Source organism: Streptomyces sp. NPDC057963 (assembly GCF_042887155.1).
Taxonomy (GTDB): Bacteria; Actinomycetota; Actinomycetes; order Streptomycetales; family Streptomycetaceae; genus Streptomyces.
In genome coordinates this window covers 424,555-441,701 of record NZ_JBHVPX010000004.1, presented here as the reverse complement: position 1 = coordinate 441,701, position 17,147 = coordinate 424,555, and the positions used below count along the sequence as shown (strand labels likewise).

9 protein-coding genes are annotated in these 17,147 nt (G+C 72.5%); 3 read left to right on the top strand and 6 right to left on the bottom strand.

The features are described from left to right. Positions 1–109 precede the first annotated feature (109 nt). The 3 genes from ACFVT1_RS12295 to ACFVT1_RS12285 all read left to right on the top strand — a co-directional run bounded on the left by ACFVT1_RS12295 (position 110) and on the right by ACFVT1_RS12285 (position 5,999). On the top strand, positions 110–847 hold the full coding sequence (locus ACFVT1_RS12295; RefSeq protein ID WP_389794440.1) for a response regulator transcription factor: 738 nt from the start codon (positions 110–112) through the stop codon (positions 845–847). Then, positions 844–1,920: an ATP-binding protein gene (locus ACFVT1_RS12290; protein WP_389794439.1), complete on the top strand. Its 1,077-nt coding sequence runs from the start codon at positions 844–846 to the stop codon at positions 1,918–1,920. Before ACFVT1_RS12295 ends, ACFVT1_RS12290 begins: the two co-directional genes overlap by 4 nt. Positions 1,921–2,177: 257 nt before the next feature. Further along, the gene (locus tag ACFVT1_RS12285; protein ID WP_389794438.1) at positions 2,178–5,999 is read left to right on the top strand and encodes a multifunctional oxoglutarate decarboxylase/oxoglutarate dehydrogenase thiamine pyrophosphate-binding subunit/dihydrolipoyllysine-residue succinyltransferase subunit; all 3,822 of its coding nucleotides are present in this window, start codon (positions 2,178–2,180) and stop codon (positions 5,997–5,999) included. Between the two features lie 84 nt (positions 6,000–6,083). On the opposite strand, the gene fxsT is transcribed toward ACFVT1_RS12285, so the two are convergent. The 6 genes from fxsT to ACFVT1_RS12255 form a co-directional block, all read right to left on the bottom strand. Further along, positions 6,084–9,077: an FxSxx-COOH system tetratricopeptide repeat protein gene (fxsT, locus tag ACFVT1_RS12280; protein WP_389794437.1), complete on the bottom strand. Its 2,994-nt coding sequence runs from the start codon at positions 9,075–9,077 to the stop codon at positions 6,084–6,086. A gap of 79 nt (positions 9,078–9,156) precedes the next feature. Then, positions 9,157–10,602 carry an aKG-HExxH-type peptide beta-hydroxylase gene (locus ACFVT1_RS12275; protein ID WP_389794436.1) on the bottom strand — a complete coding sequence of 482 codons (1,446 nt, stop codon included), beginning with the start codon at positions 10,600–10,602 and terminating at the stop codon, positions 9,157–9,159. Next, positions 10,599–11,813 (bottom strand): FxsB family cyclophane-forming radical SAM/SPASM peptide maturase, encoded by a 1,215-nt coding sequence (locus ACFVT1_RS12270; protein ID WP_389794435.1) that lies wholly within the window; start codon positions 11,811–11,813, stop codon positions 10,599–10,601. The genes ACFVT1_RS12275 and ACFVT1_RS12270 overlap by 4 nt, the downstream gene beginning before the upstream one ends. A 225-nt stretch (positions 11,814–12,038) precedes the next feature. After that, entirely contained in the window at positions 12,039–12,236 is a 198-nt protein-coding gene (gene fxsA, locus ACFVT1_RS12265; RefSeq protein ID WP_389794434.1) for an FxSxx-COOH cyclophane-containing RiPP peptide, read from the bottom strand. A 242-nt stretch (positions 12,237–12,478) separates the two neighbouring features. Continuing rightward, entirely contained in the window at positions 12,479–16,042 is a 3,564-nt protein-coding gene (locus ACFVT1_RS12260) for an SAV_2336 N-terminal domain-related protein (RefSeq protein ID WP_389794433.1), read from the bottom strand. A 7-nt stretch (positions 16,043–16,049) separates the two neighbouring features. After that, positions 16,050–17,081: an AAA family ATPase gene (locus ACFVT1_RS12255; RefSeq protein WP_389794432.1), complete on the bottom strand. Its 1,032-nt coding sequence runs from the start codon at positions 17,079–17,081 to the stop codon at positions 16,050–16,052. Between the last annotated feature and the right edge of the window lie 66 nt (positions 17,082–17,147).

The window sequence follows — 17,147 nt, the reverse complement described above, 5'->3', positions numbered from 1 at the left end:
CCCGCTGCCTTTACGCTGCTGACCGGTGACGGGATCACCCGTGAAATCCACAAGCGAAGACCGTGCGTCCGGGGGAATGACCCCCGTGAGAACGGGCAGGGGCGGGGCGATGGAACAGACACACACCACCCACAACGGTGTCGCGGCCACCCCGGGCGCGCAGCGCCGGGTGCTGGTGGTCGAGGACGACGCCACGATCGTCGATGCCATTTCCGCCCGGCTGCGGGCGGAGGGCTTCCTGGTGCAGACCGCACTCGACGGGCCCGCGGCCGTGGACGCGGCCGAGGCGTGGCAGCCCGATCTGATGGTGCTCGACATCATGCTTCCCGGCTTCGACGGCCTGGAGGTCTGCCGCCGCGTGCAGGCCCAGCGGCCGGTGCCGGTGCTCATGCTGACCGCCAGGGACGACGAGACCGACATGCTGGTCGGTCTCGGGGTCGGCGCCGACGACTACATGACCAAGCCGTTCTCGATGCGTGAGCTGGCGGCCCGGGTGCACGTACTGCTGCGCCGGGTGGAGCGGGCGGCACTGGCCGCGGTCACTCCGCGCAGCGGCATACTGCGCCTCGGAGAGCTGGAGATCGATCACGCGCAGCGCCGGGTCCGGGTGCGCGCCGACGACGTCCACCTCACGCCGACCGAGTTCGATCTCCTGGTCTGCCTGGCCAATACGCCGCGCGCGGTGCTCTCCCGGGAGCAGTTGCTGGCCGAGGTCTGGGACTGGGCGGACGCCTCCGGCACCCGTACCGTCGACAGTCACATCAAGGCGCTGCGCCGGAAGATCGGTGCGGAGCGGATCCGTACCGTGCACGGAGTCGGCTACGCCCTGGAGACCCCGTCCCCATGACTCGGCCCGGTTCCGGACTGCGCCCCTTTTCGGTCAAGGCCAAGCTGGGCACGCTGGTGGTGGTCTCGGTGTTCATCACCACCGGGCTGCTGATGGTGGCCCTGCGCACCCGGACGGAGCTCCGCTTCATCACGGTGTTCTCGGTGATCGCGACCCTGCTGATCACCCAGTTCGTGGCGCACGGCCTGACGGCGCCGCTGGACGAGATGACGACCGTGGCCCGGTCGATCTCGCACGGCGACTACACCAGACGGGTGAGTGGTGCCGACCGGCGCGACGAGCTCGGCGACCTGGCCCAGACGATCAACCTCATGGCGGACGATCTGGAGGCCGTGGACCGGCACCGCAAGGAGTTGGTGGCCAATGTGTCGCATGAGTTGCGGACCCCCATCGCGGCGCTGAGAGCCGTGCTGGAGAACGTCGTGGACGGGGTGTCCTCGGCCGATCCCGAGACCATGCGGACGGCGCTGAAGCAGACGGAGCGGCTCGGCAGGCTGGTGGAGACGCTGCTGGACCTGTCCCGTCTGGACAGCGGGGTGGTCACGCTGAAGGCCCGCCGTTTCGAGGTGTGGCCGTATCTGTCGGGCGTGCTGAAGGAGGCGAACCTCGCCGCCTCGCACCGCCGGCTGTCCTCCGGTTCGGGGAACCACACCCGTAAGGACGTACATCTGCATCTGGATGTGTCGCCGCCCGAGCTGACCGCGCACGCGGACGCGGAGCGGCTGCACCAGGTGGTGGCGAATCTGGTCGACAACGCTGTCAAGCACAGCCCGCCGCACGGCCGGGTCACCGTCCTGGCGCGGCGCGGCGCCGGGCCGGAGTCGCTGGCGCTGGAGGTCCTGGACGAGGGGCCGGGCATTCCGGAGTCCGAGCGGCACCGGGTCTTCGAGCGTTTCAACCGCGGCGAGGTGCCGTCCCCGCACGGGCCGGGCAGCGACGGCGGTACGGGCCTGGGCCTGGCGATCGCGCGCTGGGCGGTGGATCTGCACGGCGGACGCATCGGCGTGGCCGAATCTGCTCGCGGTTGCCGCATTCAGGTCACTCTTCCGGGGATTCCGCAACCGCGAGGTTGACATATGGTTCGAACCGGAAGGGCACGTTCTGCGTGTTCCTTTCAAGGGGTACGGTCCAAGGGGCCGTAGCTGCGGTCCCGCGTACCCGGAGTGAAGCGGAACCATGCTTGTTTCCCGCCAATTCCTGCGCCGAAACCCGCCTTCCGATGTGACTTGCACGACGAAGACCGGCCCGGCCTGCATGGAACGGCTGGGGAGGCGTAGCCTTGATTTCCGCTGTCCATCACCTTGTGAAGCGGAAGAGGGCGGTTGCCGCCGTGTCGTCTCAGTCCCCCAGTAACTCGAGCATCTCGACCGACCAAGCCAGCCCGGGTTCCGACCCGGCTGCGGCTTTCGGCCCCAATGAGTGGCTCGTCGACGAGATCTACCAGCAGTACCTCCAGGACCCCAATTCGGTCGATCGCGCCTGGTGGGACTTCTTCGCCGACTACAAGCCGGGTACGTCCGGCACGGCGGACAAGCCCGTTCCCGGCGCCGCGGCCGCGGGGGCTGCGGTGACCCCGGCCCCGGCCGCCACCGCACCGGTCACCACGCCCCAGGCCGCTCCGGCGCAGGCCCCGGCTCCGGCCGCGCAGGCCCCCGCGCCCGCGGCTCCGGCGCCCGCACAGGCCGCCCCCGCCGCCGCTGCCCCGGCAGCCCCGGTGAAGGCCGCGCCGGCCGCCGAGGCCCCGGCCAAGCCCGCGGCGGCTCCGGCCACCGAGGCCCCGGCCGGCCCCGAGTACGTGACGCTGCGCGGCCCGTCGGCCGCCGTCGCGAAGAACATGAACGCCTCGCTGGAGCTGCCGACGGCCACGTCCGTGCGCGCCGTTCCGGTGAAGCTGCTCTTCGACAACCGCATCGTCATCAACAACCACCTCAAGCGCGCCCGGGGCGGGAAGATCTCCTTCACGCACCTCATCGGGTACGCGATGGTGCAGGCCCTCAAGGCCATGCCGGCGATGAACCACTCCTTCGCGCTGAAGGACGGCAAGCCGACCCTGGTCAAGCCGGAGCACGTCAACCTCGGTCTGGCCATCGACCTGGTGAAGCCGAACGGCGACCGCCAGCTGGTCGTCGCGGCCATCAAGAAGGCCGAGACGCTGAACTTCTTCGAGTTCTGGCAGGCCTACGAGGACATCGTCCGCCGCGCCCGCAACGGCAAGCTCGGCATGGACGACTTCACCGGAGTCACCGCCTCGCTGACCAACCCCGGCGGCATCGGCACCGTGCACTCGGTGCCCCGCCTTATGCCCGGTCAGGGCCTCATCATGGGCGTCGGCGCGATGGACTACCCGGCCGAGTTCCAGGGCACCTCCCAGGACACCCTGAACAAGCTGGGCATCTCCAAGGTCATGACGCTGACCTCGACGTACGACCACCGGGTCATCCAGGGTGCCGCCTCCGGCGAGTTCCTGCGGATCGTCGCCCAGCTCCTGCTCGGCGAGAACGAGTTCTACGACGAGATCTTCAAGTCGCTGCGCATCCCGTACGAGCCGGTCCGCTGGCTGACGGACATCGACGCCTCGCACGACAACGACGTGACCAAGGCCGCGCGGGTCTTCGAGCTGATCCACTCCTACCGGGTCCGCGGCCATGTCATGGCCGACACCGACCCGCTGGAGTACCGCCAGCGCAAGCACCCCGACCTGGACATCACCGAGCACGGCCTCACCCTGTGGGACCTGGAGCGGGACTTCGCGGTCGGCGGTTTCGCCGGCAAGTCGATGATGAAGCTCCGCGACATCCTCGGTGTGCTGCGCGAGTCGTACTGCCGCACCACCGGCATCGAGTTCATGCACATCCAGGACCCGAAGCAGCGCAAGTGGATCCAGGACCGGGTGGAGCGCACGCGCACCCAGCAGCCCGAGCGCGAGGAGCAGCTGCGGATCCTGCGCCGGCTCAACGCCGCCGAGGCGTTCGAGACGTTCCTGCAGACCAAGTACGTCGGCCAGAAGCGGTTCTCGCTGGAGGGCGGCGAGTCCGTCATCCCGCTGCTCGACGCGGTCATCGACTCCGCCGCCGAGGCCCGCCTCGACGAGGTCGTCATCGGCATGGCCCACCGCGGCCGGCTGAACGTGCTGGCGAACATCGTCGGCAAGTCCTACGCGCAGATCTTCCGCGAGTTCGAGGGCAACCTCGACCCCCGGTCGATGCACGGCTCCGGCGACGTGAAGTACCACCTGGGCGCCGAGGGCACCTTCACCGGTCTGGACGGCGAGCAGATCAAGGTCTCGCTGGCCGCCAACCCCTCGCACCTGGAGGCGGTCGACCCGGTCCTGGAGGGCATCGCCCGCGCCAAGCAGGACCTCATCAACAAGGGCGGCACGGACTTCACGGTCCTGCCCGTCGCGCTCCACGGCGACGCGGCCTTCGCGGGCCAGGGCGTCGTCGCCGAGACGCTCAACATGTCGCAGCTGCGCGGCTACCGCACCGGCGGCACCGTGCACGTGGTGATCAACAACCAGGTCGGCTTCACCGCCGCCCCGGAGTCCTCGCGCTCCTCGATGTACGCCACCGACGTGGCGCGCATGATCGAGGCGCCGATCATCCACGTCAACGGTGACGACCCCGAGGCCGTCGTCCGGGTCGCGCGCCTCGCCTTCGAGTTCCGGCAGGCGTTCAACAAGGACGTCGTGATCGACCTCATCTGCTACCGCCGCCGCGGTCACAACGAGGGCGACAACCCGGAGTTCACCAACCCGCAGATGTACACCCTGATCGACAAGAAGCGCTCGGTGCGCAAGCTCTACACCGAGTCCCTCATCGGTCGCGGCGACATCACGCTCGAAGAGGCCGAGCAGGCGCTCCAGGACTTCCAGGGCCAGCTGGAGAAGGTGTTCGCGGAGGTCCGCGAGGCCACCTCGCTGCCGGCTCCGACGCACACCCCCGAGGTCCAGCCCGAGTTCCCGGTCGCCGTGACCACCGCGGTCTCCCAGGAGGTCGTGAAGGTCATCGCGGAGTCCCAGGTCAACATCCCCGACCGGATCACCGTCCACCCCCGCCTGATGCCGCAGATGCAGCGTCGCGCGGCCTCGGTGGAGAACGGCACGATCGACTGGGGCATGGGCGAGACCCTGGCCATCGGTTCGCTGCTGATGGAGGGCACCCCGGTCCGGCTCGCCGGCCAGGACACCCGCCGCGGCACCTTCGGCCAGCGACACGCGGTCCTCGTCGACCAGGTGACCGGCGAGGACTACACCCCGCTGCTCTACCTCGCCGACGACCAGGCCCGTTACAACGTCTACGACTCGCTGCTCAGCGAGTACGCGGCGATGGGCTTCGAGTACGGCTACTCGCTGGCCCGTCCGGAGTCGCTGGTCATCTGGGAGGCCCAGTTCGGTGACTTCGTCAACGGCGCGCAGACCGTCGTCGACGAGTTCATCTCCTCGGCCGAGCAGAAGTGGGGCCAGACCTCCGGCGTCACGCTGCTGCTGCCGCACGGCTACGAGGGCCAGGGCCCGGACCACTCGTCCGCCCGCCCGGAGCGTTTCCTCACGCTGTGCGCGCAGAACAACATGACGGTCGCCATGCCGACCCTGCCGTCGAACTACTTCCACCTCCTGCGGTGGCAGGTGCACAACCCGCACCACAAGCCGCTGATCGTCTTCACCCCGAAGTCGATGCTCCGCCTCAAGGCGGCCGCGTCGAAGGTGGAGGAGTTCACCACCGGCGGCTTCCGCCCGGTGATCGGCGACGACTCGGTGAACGCGAACGACGTCCGCAAGGTCGTCTTCTGCGCGGGCAAGGTCTACTACGACCTGGAGGCCGAGCGTACGAAGCGCGGCGCCACGGACACGGCGATCATCCGGCTGGAGCGCCTGTACCCGCTGCCGGGTGCCGAGCTCCAGGCCGAGATCGCCAAGTACCCGAACGCCGAGAAGTACCTCTGGACCCAGGAGGAGCCGGCCAACCAGGGCGCCTGGCCGTTCATCGCCCTGAACCTGATCGACCACCTGGACCTGGCCGTCGGCGCCGACGTCCCGCACGGTGAGCGCCTGCGCCGCATCTCGCGGCCGCACAGCTCGTCCCCGGCGGTCGGCTCGGCCAAGCGCCACCAGGCCGAGCAGGCGCAGCTGGTCGCCGAGGTCTTCGACGCCTGACCGCCTGCTGTACGAACCAGGGGCCCGGTCCCGCGACTCGATCGCGGGGCCGGGCCCTTCGGCGTGCGTACGGGGCGGGCCGGTTCAGATGATCGAGGGCTCGAAGTCCCAGTACGGACGGTTCCGGGAGCGGGCCGAGACCGTGTGGACGTGCTGGACGCCCAGGGTCGCCACCAGGTCCCCCAGCGCCTCGCTCTCGACCTTCTCCGCCCGCTGCCGGTCGCGGATGCCGCGCAGGTCCGCGGCGTGGGCGATCCGGGCGGAGAGGGTCAGCGGATGGGTCCGGCCGAGTACCTCGATCGCCCGGTTGATCACCGAGTCCGTCAGGGCGGCCGCGGATTCCGGGTCGCCCACCAGGTTGCGCAGCGCCGAGGCGTTGACCGCGCAGCCGAGGGTCCAGGGATGGTTCTCGCCCACGGCCTCCGCCATGTCGGCGAGCGCCTGTTCCAGGAGCGCGTGCGCCTGGTCCCGCTCCCCCACGTTCCGGAGGATCAAGGCGTGGTTGGCCCGGGTCCCGGCCACGTAGGGGTGCGTCTCGCCGAGCATCTCCGTATAGCCCCGGACGACCTTCTCGCTTATGTCCCTGGCCCGGTCGATGTCGGCGTGCTCACGGGCGAAGCAGCTCTGGCCGGCCGCGAACATCATGGTCAGGGGGTCGCCCTCGCCGAGCACGCGTTCGCATCGCTCCAGGACCCGGGTGAACAGCTCCGCGGCCCTGGGGCGTTCCCCCGAACGGTAGTGGCACAGCGCGAGGTTGTGTTCCGCTCGCAGGGTCTGCGGGTTGTCGGGCCCCAGAACCAGCCGGTGCACCCGGGCGCTCTGTGTCTGGAGCGACAGGGCGTCGCCGTACCGGCCGAGCAGGCGCAGGTCGGTGGCGTAGTTGATCTCGGAGTACAGGGTCCAGGTGTGACGCGGGCGCAACAGCTGCCGCCGGGCCTCCAGGGTCAGCCGGTTGAGCTCCAGGGATTCTTCGTACCTGCCGAGCAGTCGCAGTGAGATGGCCAGGTTGTTCTGCGCGCTGAGCGTGCGCGAGTCCTGGTCGCCCAGCAGTTCGCGGTAGGCCGCGAGGATCCAGCCGGACATCTCCAGCGCCTCGCCGTACCGGCCGAGGCCCCGCAGGTCCGCGGCGAGGCCGCCCGCAGCGCGCAGGTGTTCCAGGTCCTGGGGGCCGCGTTCAGTGCGCAGGTGGTCGACGGCGGCCCGCTCGATGGCCTCCGTACCGGCGTAGTCGCCCACGGCCCGCAGCACGTTGGCGTAGTTGTAGCTGAGGTCCCAGACCCTGGGGTGGTCCTCGCCGAGGAGCCGACGCCAGGCCTTCATGGCGCGTTCGCCCAGTTTGATGCCGGCCCGGTACTCGCCGGAGAGGTACATGTAGCGCAGGCAGTTGAGCACCAGGGTCTGCACCGCGGGGTCGGTGCTGTTGAGCACGTCGGCCCACTTCAGGTGCGGGGTGATCTCGGCGTAGGCGGGCCACAGACGGGTGTCGGTGGGGCGGCCGGGGTCCGCGGCGGCGAGCGCGCGGCGGACCACGTCGATGAACTCCTGGCGGTCCCGGTCCGGCATGTCCTTGCCGATGATCTGGTGGACCATGCGGTGCATGTAGAGCGATTCGCCGGACGACGCCTCGTCGGCCACCGACTCGTGGGACTCCAGGCGGACCACGGAGTACTGGCGGAGCTGGCCGATCGCCTTGTTCCACAGCAGCGGGTCGTTCATCAGGCCGGAGACCTGTTCCGGCAGCGCTCCGGGGGGCAGTTCCTTCAGCAGCCGCACGGGGATGGAGCCGGGCGCGAAGAAGCTGCACAGGCGCAGCAGGTCGACGGACTCGGGAACGGTGTCCTTGAGCTTGTTCAGCAGTATCGACCAGGCGGTCTGGAAGGCGAGCGGGAAGTCCGCGGAGACCTTGACGACGTCCTGGTCGATACCGCCTTCGAGGAGTCCGATGTACTCGTCGACCGACATGTCGGAGTCGTTGAGCCAGCCGGCGGTCTGGTCGAGGAGGAGCGGGAGGTCTTCGAGGGCGTCGGCGAGCTGGTCGGCCTCGGCCGGGGTCAGGCGCGGCGCGCGGCGCCGGATGAAGGCGACGGACTCGTCCCGGTCGTAGACGGGGATCTCGACGAGGTTGCTGTTGTGTTCGCTCCACTCCGGATTGCGGGAGGTGATCAGGACGTGTCCGGGGCCGGTGGGCACCAGGTCCCAGATGTGTTCGGGCTCGTCGGCCCCGTCGAGGACGAGGAGCCAGTGGGAGTGCGGTTCGCCGCGGCGCAGCGCGTCCCGTACCGCGCGCAGCCGCTCGCCGTACTCGGCACCGGTCGACAGCCCCAGTTCGGGGGCGAGTTCGGCGAGTTTCTGGCGGTAGAGGGCGCGGCGGTCGGCGGGCACCCACCACACGACGTCGTACTCGGAGCCGAAGCGGTAGACGTACTCCGCGGCCAGCTGGGTCTTGCCGACGCCGGACATGCCGTGCAGCGTCACGACGCCGGCGCCGGGGCCCGCGTCCTGGAGGGCCTGGTACGCCTTGGTGAGCAGTTCCTCACGGCCGGTGAACCGGGTGTTGCGCCGCGGCACCCCGCCCCACACCTCGGGGGTGTCGGCCGGATACCGGGGGCCGGGCCGGGCCTCGACGGACTCCGGCAGCGGGTCGGCGGGCAGGCCCAGGCGGACGAGGAGCCGCCGCTCGGCCTCGTCGGCGCCGACGTTCGTCAGGTCGGCGGCGCCGAAGACCGAGGTGGCGCCGGGCAGCGCGGACGTGGTGACGCAGACGGCGGCGAAACGGTCCGGGTCGGGGGCGACGACCTCGCGCAGCGCCCTGTTCCACTCGTCGTGGCTGCGGGGGCCGAGCTGGAAGTACCAGTCGCTGAGGAGCACCAGGACGCGGCCGCGCGACAGCGTCAGATCCCGCAGCGACTCCTCCAGCGGAACCTCCACCGGGGGGTCCCACCGCTGCTGGACGACCGTCACCCCGCGCCGCTCCAGGCGGTCTCCGATCCACGCCGACCACGCGCGGTTGAAACCGGCGAAACTGATGGTGACGGTCTGCGCCCCGGTTGCTCCAACTTGCTTACGCGTTCCGGGCATTCAGCCGTCTCCCTGCCTCGATGCGAGCTTGTCAACATACACCGGAGCATGGTCGCTCCGGCCGGTGTCGCGGGTCCACTCACTGCGTTCGCGAGCCGTTCCTCTGCTGCCATATCACCTTGGCGGTGGCCACGTACGCCTGCGCGCGCGCGAGGTGACCCGTGGGGGGCGGACAATCGTCCAGACGGTGGTAGAGCGTGATCATCTCGTTGACCAGGACCCGGCCTTCGCGGGTCAGTGCCGCCGACCCGGCCAGCACGGGCAGGACGGCTCCGACCTGTTCGCGGCAGCGGGCGTGCTCGGCCCAGGCGAGGTCGCGGTGGGTGACGCGCCGCGCGCCGCGCGCGAACCGCTGCCAGTAGTCGGCGAGCGCGAGGTGCGAGTAGGCGCCCTGGAGGAGGCCGTCGAAGGGCCTGGGGTCGGATCGCCAGGGGGCGAAGTGGCGTGGTGTCGCGTCCTCGTGGTGCAGCGGTACGAGGGCGGCGAGCGCGGCCAGTTTGGTGTGCTGGAGTTCGTGGACCAGCGTGGAGGCGAAGTAGGCGGGGGTGGCCGGCTTGCTGCTGAGGACGGCACCGAACGCCTCGCGCCTGGTGCCGCTGCAGTGGGCCGCGCCCTCTCCGGCGGGGCCGGAGCCGGGCGGCGGGCCGAGCGGCACCAGGCAGCGCAGCAGCACGGCCGCTTCGGTGAGGCGGTGCTCGCCGCCGACGCGGAGCAGGGGCGCCACTCCGGCCCAGGACTCGGCCCAGGCCTTGCGTTCGTGGTCGTCGACGTGGGTGGCGGCGCTCAGTCCGTGGCGTCGCAGCCCGCTGCCGTCGGTGCGGTACGGGTCGACGTCGTCCAGGGGCACGGGTCCGAGGCCGGACCGCAGGGCGGGCAGGGCGAGCACCGGCAGCCAGCGCGGATCGGCCGAACCGGCCGTTCCGTCCGGTTGCGCGCGCAGGGTGAGGAGCAGCCCCCCGCCGGCCTCGCGGACCGTCAGTTCGCCGTCCTCGAAGGTGATGCCGAGCGGGCCGGATTCCGTGCGCAGGGCGCCCAGGGTGGGCAGGGACAGCAGCCCGTCGTGTGCGGTGAGCCGGGTCGTGAACGTGATTCCCGCACGGATCGCGGCCGCGGCGGCCAGCGCGCTCAAGTGGTCCAGGTCGGCGCGGAGTCCGGGGCCGGGACCGGCGGTGGTGCCGGTGCCGGTGCCGGAGAGGCCGCGCAGGCAGCGCTGTGCCCAGGGGCCGGTGAGGGGGTGGAACAGGACGGTGCGCACGGCGCTCCGGTCGGTGCGCTCGGCCTTCTCCAGCAGCGCCCAGTCCTGCCGCAGCCGGTCGAGCGCCGGGGGCGGGCAGAGGGCTGCGGGGGCCGCCCCGGCCGCGTCCAGCAGGGCCCGCAGGAGGAGGAGCCGGCGGGTGTCCTGATCGCGCACGAGGACGCCGAGGGTGCCGGTGTCGCCCTCGGTGCGGCCGAGTTGGCGCAGCATGTGGTCCGGGAGCGGGGGTATCGGTGGGGGGATAAGCGGGGGGATGGGTGCGGGGCTCATCGGTGTGCTCCTGCGGTTGCGTCGGACAGCCGGGCCGCGATGTGGCGGACCAGCCGTTCGAGATCGGCGCAGTAGACGGACGGGTTGGTGAAGCCGTTGTCTGCGCGGTAGCGGTGTGCGTAGTGCCCGCCGCCGCAGACGGTCAGCAGCGGGCAGGCGCGGCAGGTGGCGGCGAGCGCGTCGGCGCCTGCCTGGCGGGCGGCGACGCCGGGGTGGCGCAGGGCGTCGTCGAAGGTGTGGCGGAAGATGTCGAGTCCGGTGGCGGCGGCCGTGTCGTAGGCGGACTTGAGGGAGTCCACCTGCTCGATCGTCCCGTCGGTCTCGACCACGATCGCGTTGACCGGGTCGAGACCGAGGGATTCGGTGGCGGCGGGCAGGCCCAGCAGCAGGGCGACGCACTCCTCGAAGAGCCGGACCCGGGTCTCCCTGCGCGCGGCCGGCCACCAGCGGTCGAAGACGGTCGTGAGCCAGTCGCCGTACGGGGTCGGGCGGCCCGCTCCGGGCCCCGTGGGGGCTGCCCCCGCGGCGGGCAGTCCCGGCGGCGGGTTCGTCCAGTTGCCGTGCGGCAGCAGCAGGTCCAGGGCGGGCGGGTGCAGGGCGAGCAGCGACTCGTACATCTCGATCGGGTCGGTCCGCGGGTCGACGACCGTGAGGATGCCTGCGTACGCGCCGGGGTGCCGGTCGGCTAGGAGCCGGGCGCCGCGCGAGGCGGCGGGCCAGGAGGGGCGTCCGGCGCGGTCGGTGCGCCGGGTGTTGTGGGCGGCCAGACCGCCGTCGAGGCTGATACCGATGCGTATGCCGTGCCGCGCGAGGGTGGCGGCACGGGCGTCGGTGAGCAGGGTGGCGTTGGTCTGCACGGTGGTGTGGACGGCGCAGCCCCCGGGCACCAGGTCGCGCACCCGGTCGGCGAAGGCGGCCAGCCGTCCGGCGCCGGCGAGGAGGGGTTCGCCGCCGTGCAGGACGAGGGCGACGTCACGCAGTCCGTGGGCGGCCGCGTGTTCGGCGATCCGGTCCGCGGCGCGATCCAGGACGGCGGGTGCGGCGGCCGCCGGGCGGGCCCGCCAGGTGTGGTCGGGGCCCTCGTAGAGGTAGCAGTAGCGGCAGGCGAGATTGCAGCGGCCGTGCACCTTGACGACGAACTGCCCGAAGGGGACGGCGGGCCGGCCGCCGTCGGCACGCGGGGGCGGTTGCGGCGTCGCCTTTCGAGACACTCCCGCACCCCCGTGCCGCACATTCACCGGTGCGGCCCCCGTTGCCGCCCCGAAGCGAGTATCCCTGGCCTGCCGCGCGGGCAAACCCGCCCCGTGCCAGGATGTCCTGTTCATCCGGACCCCGGACCGAAATCGTGCGACCCTGCCCCGGCCCCGGTGCGACTCCGGGCACCGCGGCCGGAGTCGGACACGGCGCGGACGTGCCCGGCGCCGAGGGGGCAGCGCTCAGAAGGCGTTGGTGAATCCCCACAGCATTTCCCGCGGCTGCTCGGCCCGGCCGCGCAGATCCGCCACCACCTCGGAGAGCACCGGGTGGTCCAGCGTCCGCAGCGCCTCAAGATCGAGCCCCAGCAGGTCCGGCAGCGCCTCCGGCCCGCCGCCCGGCCCGCCGCCCGGCGCGCCCGTGTGTACCGACTCGCTCATCACGCCTCCCCGTAGTACCGCATCGTGTTCCCCGGTGCGTGCTCGCCGTCGAGCACACCCCCGTCGAGCCTGCGTCCCTGCCCCGCGGACCGCCGCGGATCCGGCCGGCCCCGGCCGCCTCTGTACCGATGCCCCGCACAACCCGGCCTACGCCTGGTGGGGCATTCCGTCGACCGATGCCGGCCGTACGCCGGTCGCACGGCGGCAGCACACCCTGCGCCGAGCCCTCCTGGCCGAGCGGGTCAGCGTTCCAGTTCGGCCAGCCGTTCGGCGGTCGACCCGCCCGCCGCGCCGCCGCCGTCCGGCAGTTTGCGCCATTCCCGGCGGGCCGCCCGGTATGCCTCGCGGGCCGCCCGGGGGCGTCCCGCCCTCTCGTAGGTCATACCCCGCCAGTGGTTGGCTGTAGCACCCAACTCGACTGCCTGACGGATCTGTTGCGGACCTTCCGACTCCGCTTCGGCCGTGCCGGCCGCCTCGACCGCGCCCCGGAACGCCTCCGCCGCGTCGTCGAGCCGGGCCGGGCGTTGCAACACCCGGGAGGCGTCGAGGTGGGACAGGCCCAGTTCCAGCCAGCAGCGCGCCTCGGTCAGCGGGTCGGCCGCCTCCTGGGCCGCGAGCCCGAAGAGGTGCTCGGCCTCCCGCAGGTCGACCCGGTCCTCGGTGGCGCGGTGCCGCAGCATCAGCGCCCGGCCCAGCATCAGCAGCCGCTCTGCCTGGCGCGCACCCCCCGCCGCCGTCTCCGTGCGGCAGTCGCGCAGCACCCGTACCGCGGCACCGATGTGCGCCCGCCCGTCGGGCAGTTGGGCGCGGCGCAGCAGGGTGCCGCCCCATTCGGCGAGCAGATCGGCGTGGGCCTGCGAGTCGCGCGGGACGCCCCGCGCGGCGCGGGCGAACCAGTCGGCCGCTGCCACGAGTTCGCCGGGATCCCCGGTGTGTTCGTAGCGGGCGACCCGGACCCGGGCGGCCCGGGTCCGGAGCGAGGCGAGCAGTCGCTGGTCCCGTACGGTCTCCAGGGCCTGCTCGATCAGGACGCCCGCCTCGTCCGGCTCCTCACCGGAGCCGAGCAGGGCGTCCACCAGGTCCAGCAGGATGCGCACCTCGGTGCCCACGGTGTGGCGGCCGCCGCCCTGCTCGAAGGCCGTGCGCAGGGAGCGCGCCGCCTGACCGGCGTACACCCGGGACTGTTCCGTGTCGGCGGTGGCCCCGGCCAGTTTCAGCAGGGTGCGGCCGTGTGCCAGCGGCAGGGCGGCCGGGCGGTTCTCCTGGTCGGGCCAGACGTCGGCGAACGCCTCCAGCATGCCGCACGCGGCCTGCAGCAGGGCGGTGTCGCCGTCGAGCCGCCACTGCGCCTCCAGGGCCCGGACCCGCTCCAGGGTGAGCCGGAGGGCCTCGGCGGGTTCCAGACCGGGGTCCGCGCAGGCGGCCGTGTACTCGCGGTCGGCGCGGCGCAGCAGCTCCAGTGCGCCGCGCCGGTCGCCGCGGCGGCGGCGGTCGTCGGCCGCGGCGTGCAACACCTTGGCCAGTACGGCGCGTTCGCGTACCGCCCCCGGGTGCGCGGCGGCCCGTTCGGCGGCGTACTCGGCCTCGCGGAGCAGTTCGGCGTCGCCCTGGACCTCCCACAGGCGCAGGACGCAGCGCGAGTACTCCGCCCACAGCTCGGGGTCGGCGCCCGGCCGTTCCTCGCGTTCGGTGGCCCCCCGCAGCAGCTGCACGGCGTCCATCAGGTACTGCACCATGCCGTCCGATTCGAAGTGCCGCAGCAGGACGCGGGCGCTCTCCACCGCCGCGTTCGGGGTCTGGACGGTGTTCTGGCGGTCGTCCCCGCCGGTCTGGACGACGAACTGCTCGGGCAGGGGCATGAACCGCTCCAGTACGCGGACCGCGACCTCGGCGAAGGGATGGGGGACGTGCGAACCGCCGCTTGCGCCGCCCTCCCCGTTCTCGTCGCCCTCTTCGACGTCCTCGTCGGGTGCGCCGTTCTCCCTGGTGTCCGTGGTGCGGGTCGCCCGCGACGGCCCGTACCGGCCCTCACCGAGCTGGGCGAAGGCCAGGGCCGGGAAGTTCGGCCCGCCCTTCCCGAACCGCTGCTCGATGTACTGCGAGCAGTGCTTGAGTACAAGCAGCGCCTCGTCCCGGCCCAGCGGGCCGAGCAGCGCCTCCCGTACCCCGGGCGCGAACTCGTACCACTGGCCGCCTTCTTCGCCGCCGTCCGCGCCCCTGGTCCGCGACAGCAGTCCGCTCAGCAGCACCTCGGCGAGTTCGGACGGTCCCGAGCCGGGCAGCATCGTGCGCTGCACCAGCTGCATCACCGGGAGGTACAGCGGGGCCGCCGCCAGGTAGACGGCCAGCTGTCCGGCGGCCGGGGAGGCCGCGGAACGGAACCGGCTGACCAGCTGGAGCGAGGACAGCCCGTCGCCGGGGCGCTGCGCGGCCGCGGCGGGCTGATCGGCCCGCACCCAGCCGACGGCTCCGGAGATCTGTCCCGCGCCGGTGCCCGACAGCAGTCTCGCCCAGGCCGCCAACGCGCCTTCCACCGGTGGGAGTACGGGAATCGCGAGGGCCCCCGGATGCACGGCGTGGCCCGTTCCGGCGTGCTCCGTGACCTTCAGTACGGCGGCTCCGCCGGGCCCCTCGCCACGCGTCAGCGCACCGTAGGTGACCGGCAGCCTGGTCCGGTTCCACATCCGCTGCGGCAGGGGCTGGAGCACGGCGGTCGGGGCCTGCCCGGCCAGCTGGTGCAGCAGCCGGTGGGCCCGGCCGCTGTGCCAGAGCGGGCCGGCGCAGTCGCTGACCAGGACGGTGACACGACGGCCGGTCGGATCGCTCAGCCGGTCCGCGGAGTTCAGCGGCGCGGCGGCCGGATCGGGGCTGCGGCTCACCGCGGCCGCGCCGTCCGGCCCCTGGTGCAGATAGCGCACCTGGACATCCCGGAATGCGCCCAACTGGCTGAAGATATCCTGGAGTTCACAGAACATCCGGTCCCACACCAGCATCGAGGACGAGGCGTCCATGACGCACTGCAGCAGCGCCTCGCCCCGGGACGCGCCCCGGAACACCGGCATGATGATGCCGCCGGCCCGTGCGCTGAGCTCGGCGGTCGCCGTCTCGTCCAGGGTGCGGCGCAGCGGCGGTACGGCGGGGCGGTAGCGCTGCAACGGGCGCAGCGCCCGCTGGAGTTCGAGCGGCGCCGGGAGGGCGGGGGCGGCGGGTACGCCCAGGGTGAGCGCTCGTGTCCGGCCGCCCCGGGCGATGCCCCGCCCACGCCCGGCCGGTCCGTCCGGGCGCGGGGCGCCGGGTGGCGCGGTACGGGGTACGGGGTAGAGGGCCACCCGCCGGTCGGCGTCCCCGAGATCCTGCTGTCCGACCGGCCCGTCGTCGTCCACTGCGGGGCCCGGGGCCTCCTCGCGCCCGGCCGCCGCGGTGGCCGGGTGCCCGCCCGGCCGGTCCTTCCGGGCCGGGGCCCCGGCCCACGGCGCGGCGCCGTCGGCGCCGTCGTCGTCCGGCGCGTCGGGGTCGCGAGTCCAGCGGGCCAGCCAGAGGGCGTCGCAGAGCTGCTCGACGTCGGGGTCGAGCCCCGCCTCGCGCAACCGGGCGACGAACGCGGGGAGCAGGCCCCCGTCGTACGGGGCGCCGCCCCTCACCGATGCGTGACGCGACTCCCCGGCCCCGCCCGTCGTCACCGCTGCGTCGCGCAACTCCGCGGCCCCGCCCGGGGCGTTGCGGTCGCGCGACTCACCGGCCCCGCCCGCACCGCCGTCGGGGCCGCCTTCCTCGTCCGGTCCGTGCCGCGGCATGCCCCTGGCCATCAGCGCATCACCTCGGCCGGTCGAGTCGCTGGATGAGCAGGTCGGCGAGGCGGTCGCGGCCGGCCGGGGCGGCGGCGTCGGTGAGATAGATCGCATTCAACAACTGGTCGGTGGCGAGGAGTTCACTGCGGGAGCGCTCCAGGAAGTGGGCGATGAGGTCGTCCCCGGAACGCGCCGCCTCGTCGCCGAGGTGGGCGCGTACGAAGGTCGCGAGCCGCTGGTGGTCGGGGCGTCCGAGCTCCAGGTGGATGCACCGGCGCATCAGGGGGGCCGGGAAGTCCCGCTCGCCGTTGCTGGTGAGCACCACGAAGGGGAACGCCCGGCACTGCACCCGGCCGCCCGTCACCTTCACCTTGTTGCCGTCGTCGTCGAGGACCTCCGCCTCGCCGCCGGGCAGCCGGTCGGCGATCCGCTCCAGCTCGGGAATGCCGAACTCGCCCTCCTCCAGCACATTGAGCAGGTCGTTCGGCAGGTCGATGTCGCTCTTGTCGAGCTCGTCGATGAGCAGGACGCGCGGCCGGTCCGAGGGCAGCAGCGCGGTGCCGAGCGGCCCGAGCCGGATGTAGCTGCCGACACTCGTCGCGGAATCGGCGCCGGCCGTTCCGGCCGCCGCGCTGTGCGCGGCGATCTGCACGTCCTGGAGCCGGGCGATCGCGTCGTAGTGGTAGAGGCCGTCCTGGAGCGCCGAGCGGCTGACGATGGGCCAGCGCAGGACCCGGCCGAGACCGAGCTCGTGGGCGACGGAGTGGGCCAGCGTGCTCTTGCCCGCGCCCGGACTGCCGGTGACCAGCAGCGGACGCCGCAGGTAGAGCGCGGCATTGATCATTTCGAGCTCTTCGGCACCCGGCCGATGGAGTTCGGCGATGTGCCGGTAGCCGCCGAACCGGCGGTCGGCGGATCCGTCCCCGCCCGGATCGTCGGGGGCCGGGGCCCCGCGGCCCGCGAAGTCCCGCCACGGCGGCGGGGGCGGCAACTGCTCGATGCCTCCGTGCGGTTCGCCGGCCCCTCGGTAGATGAGCCACTCGCTGGGTTCACTCATAGCGTGGTCCTCGTCGTCACTCGTCCGCCAGGGGCAGCAGTCGAACGTGCATCACGGTAGCGATCC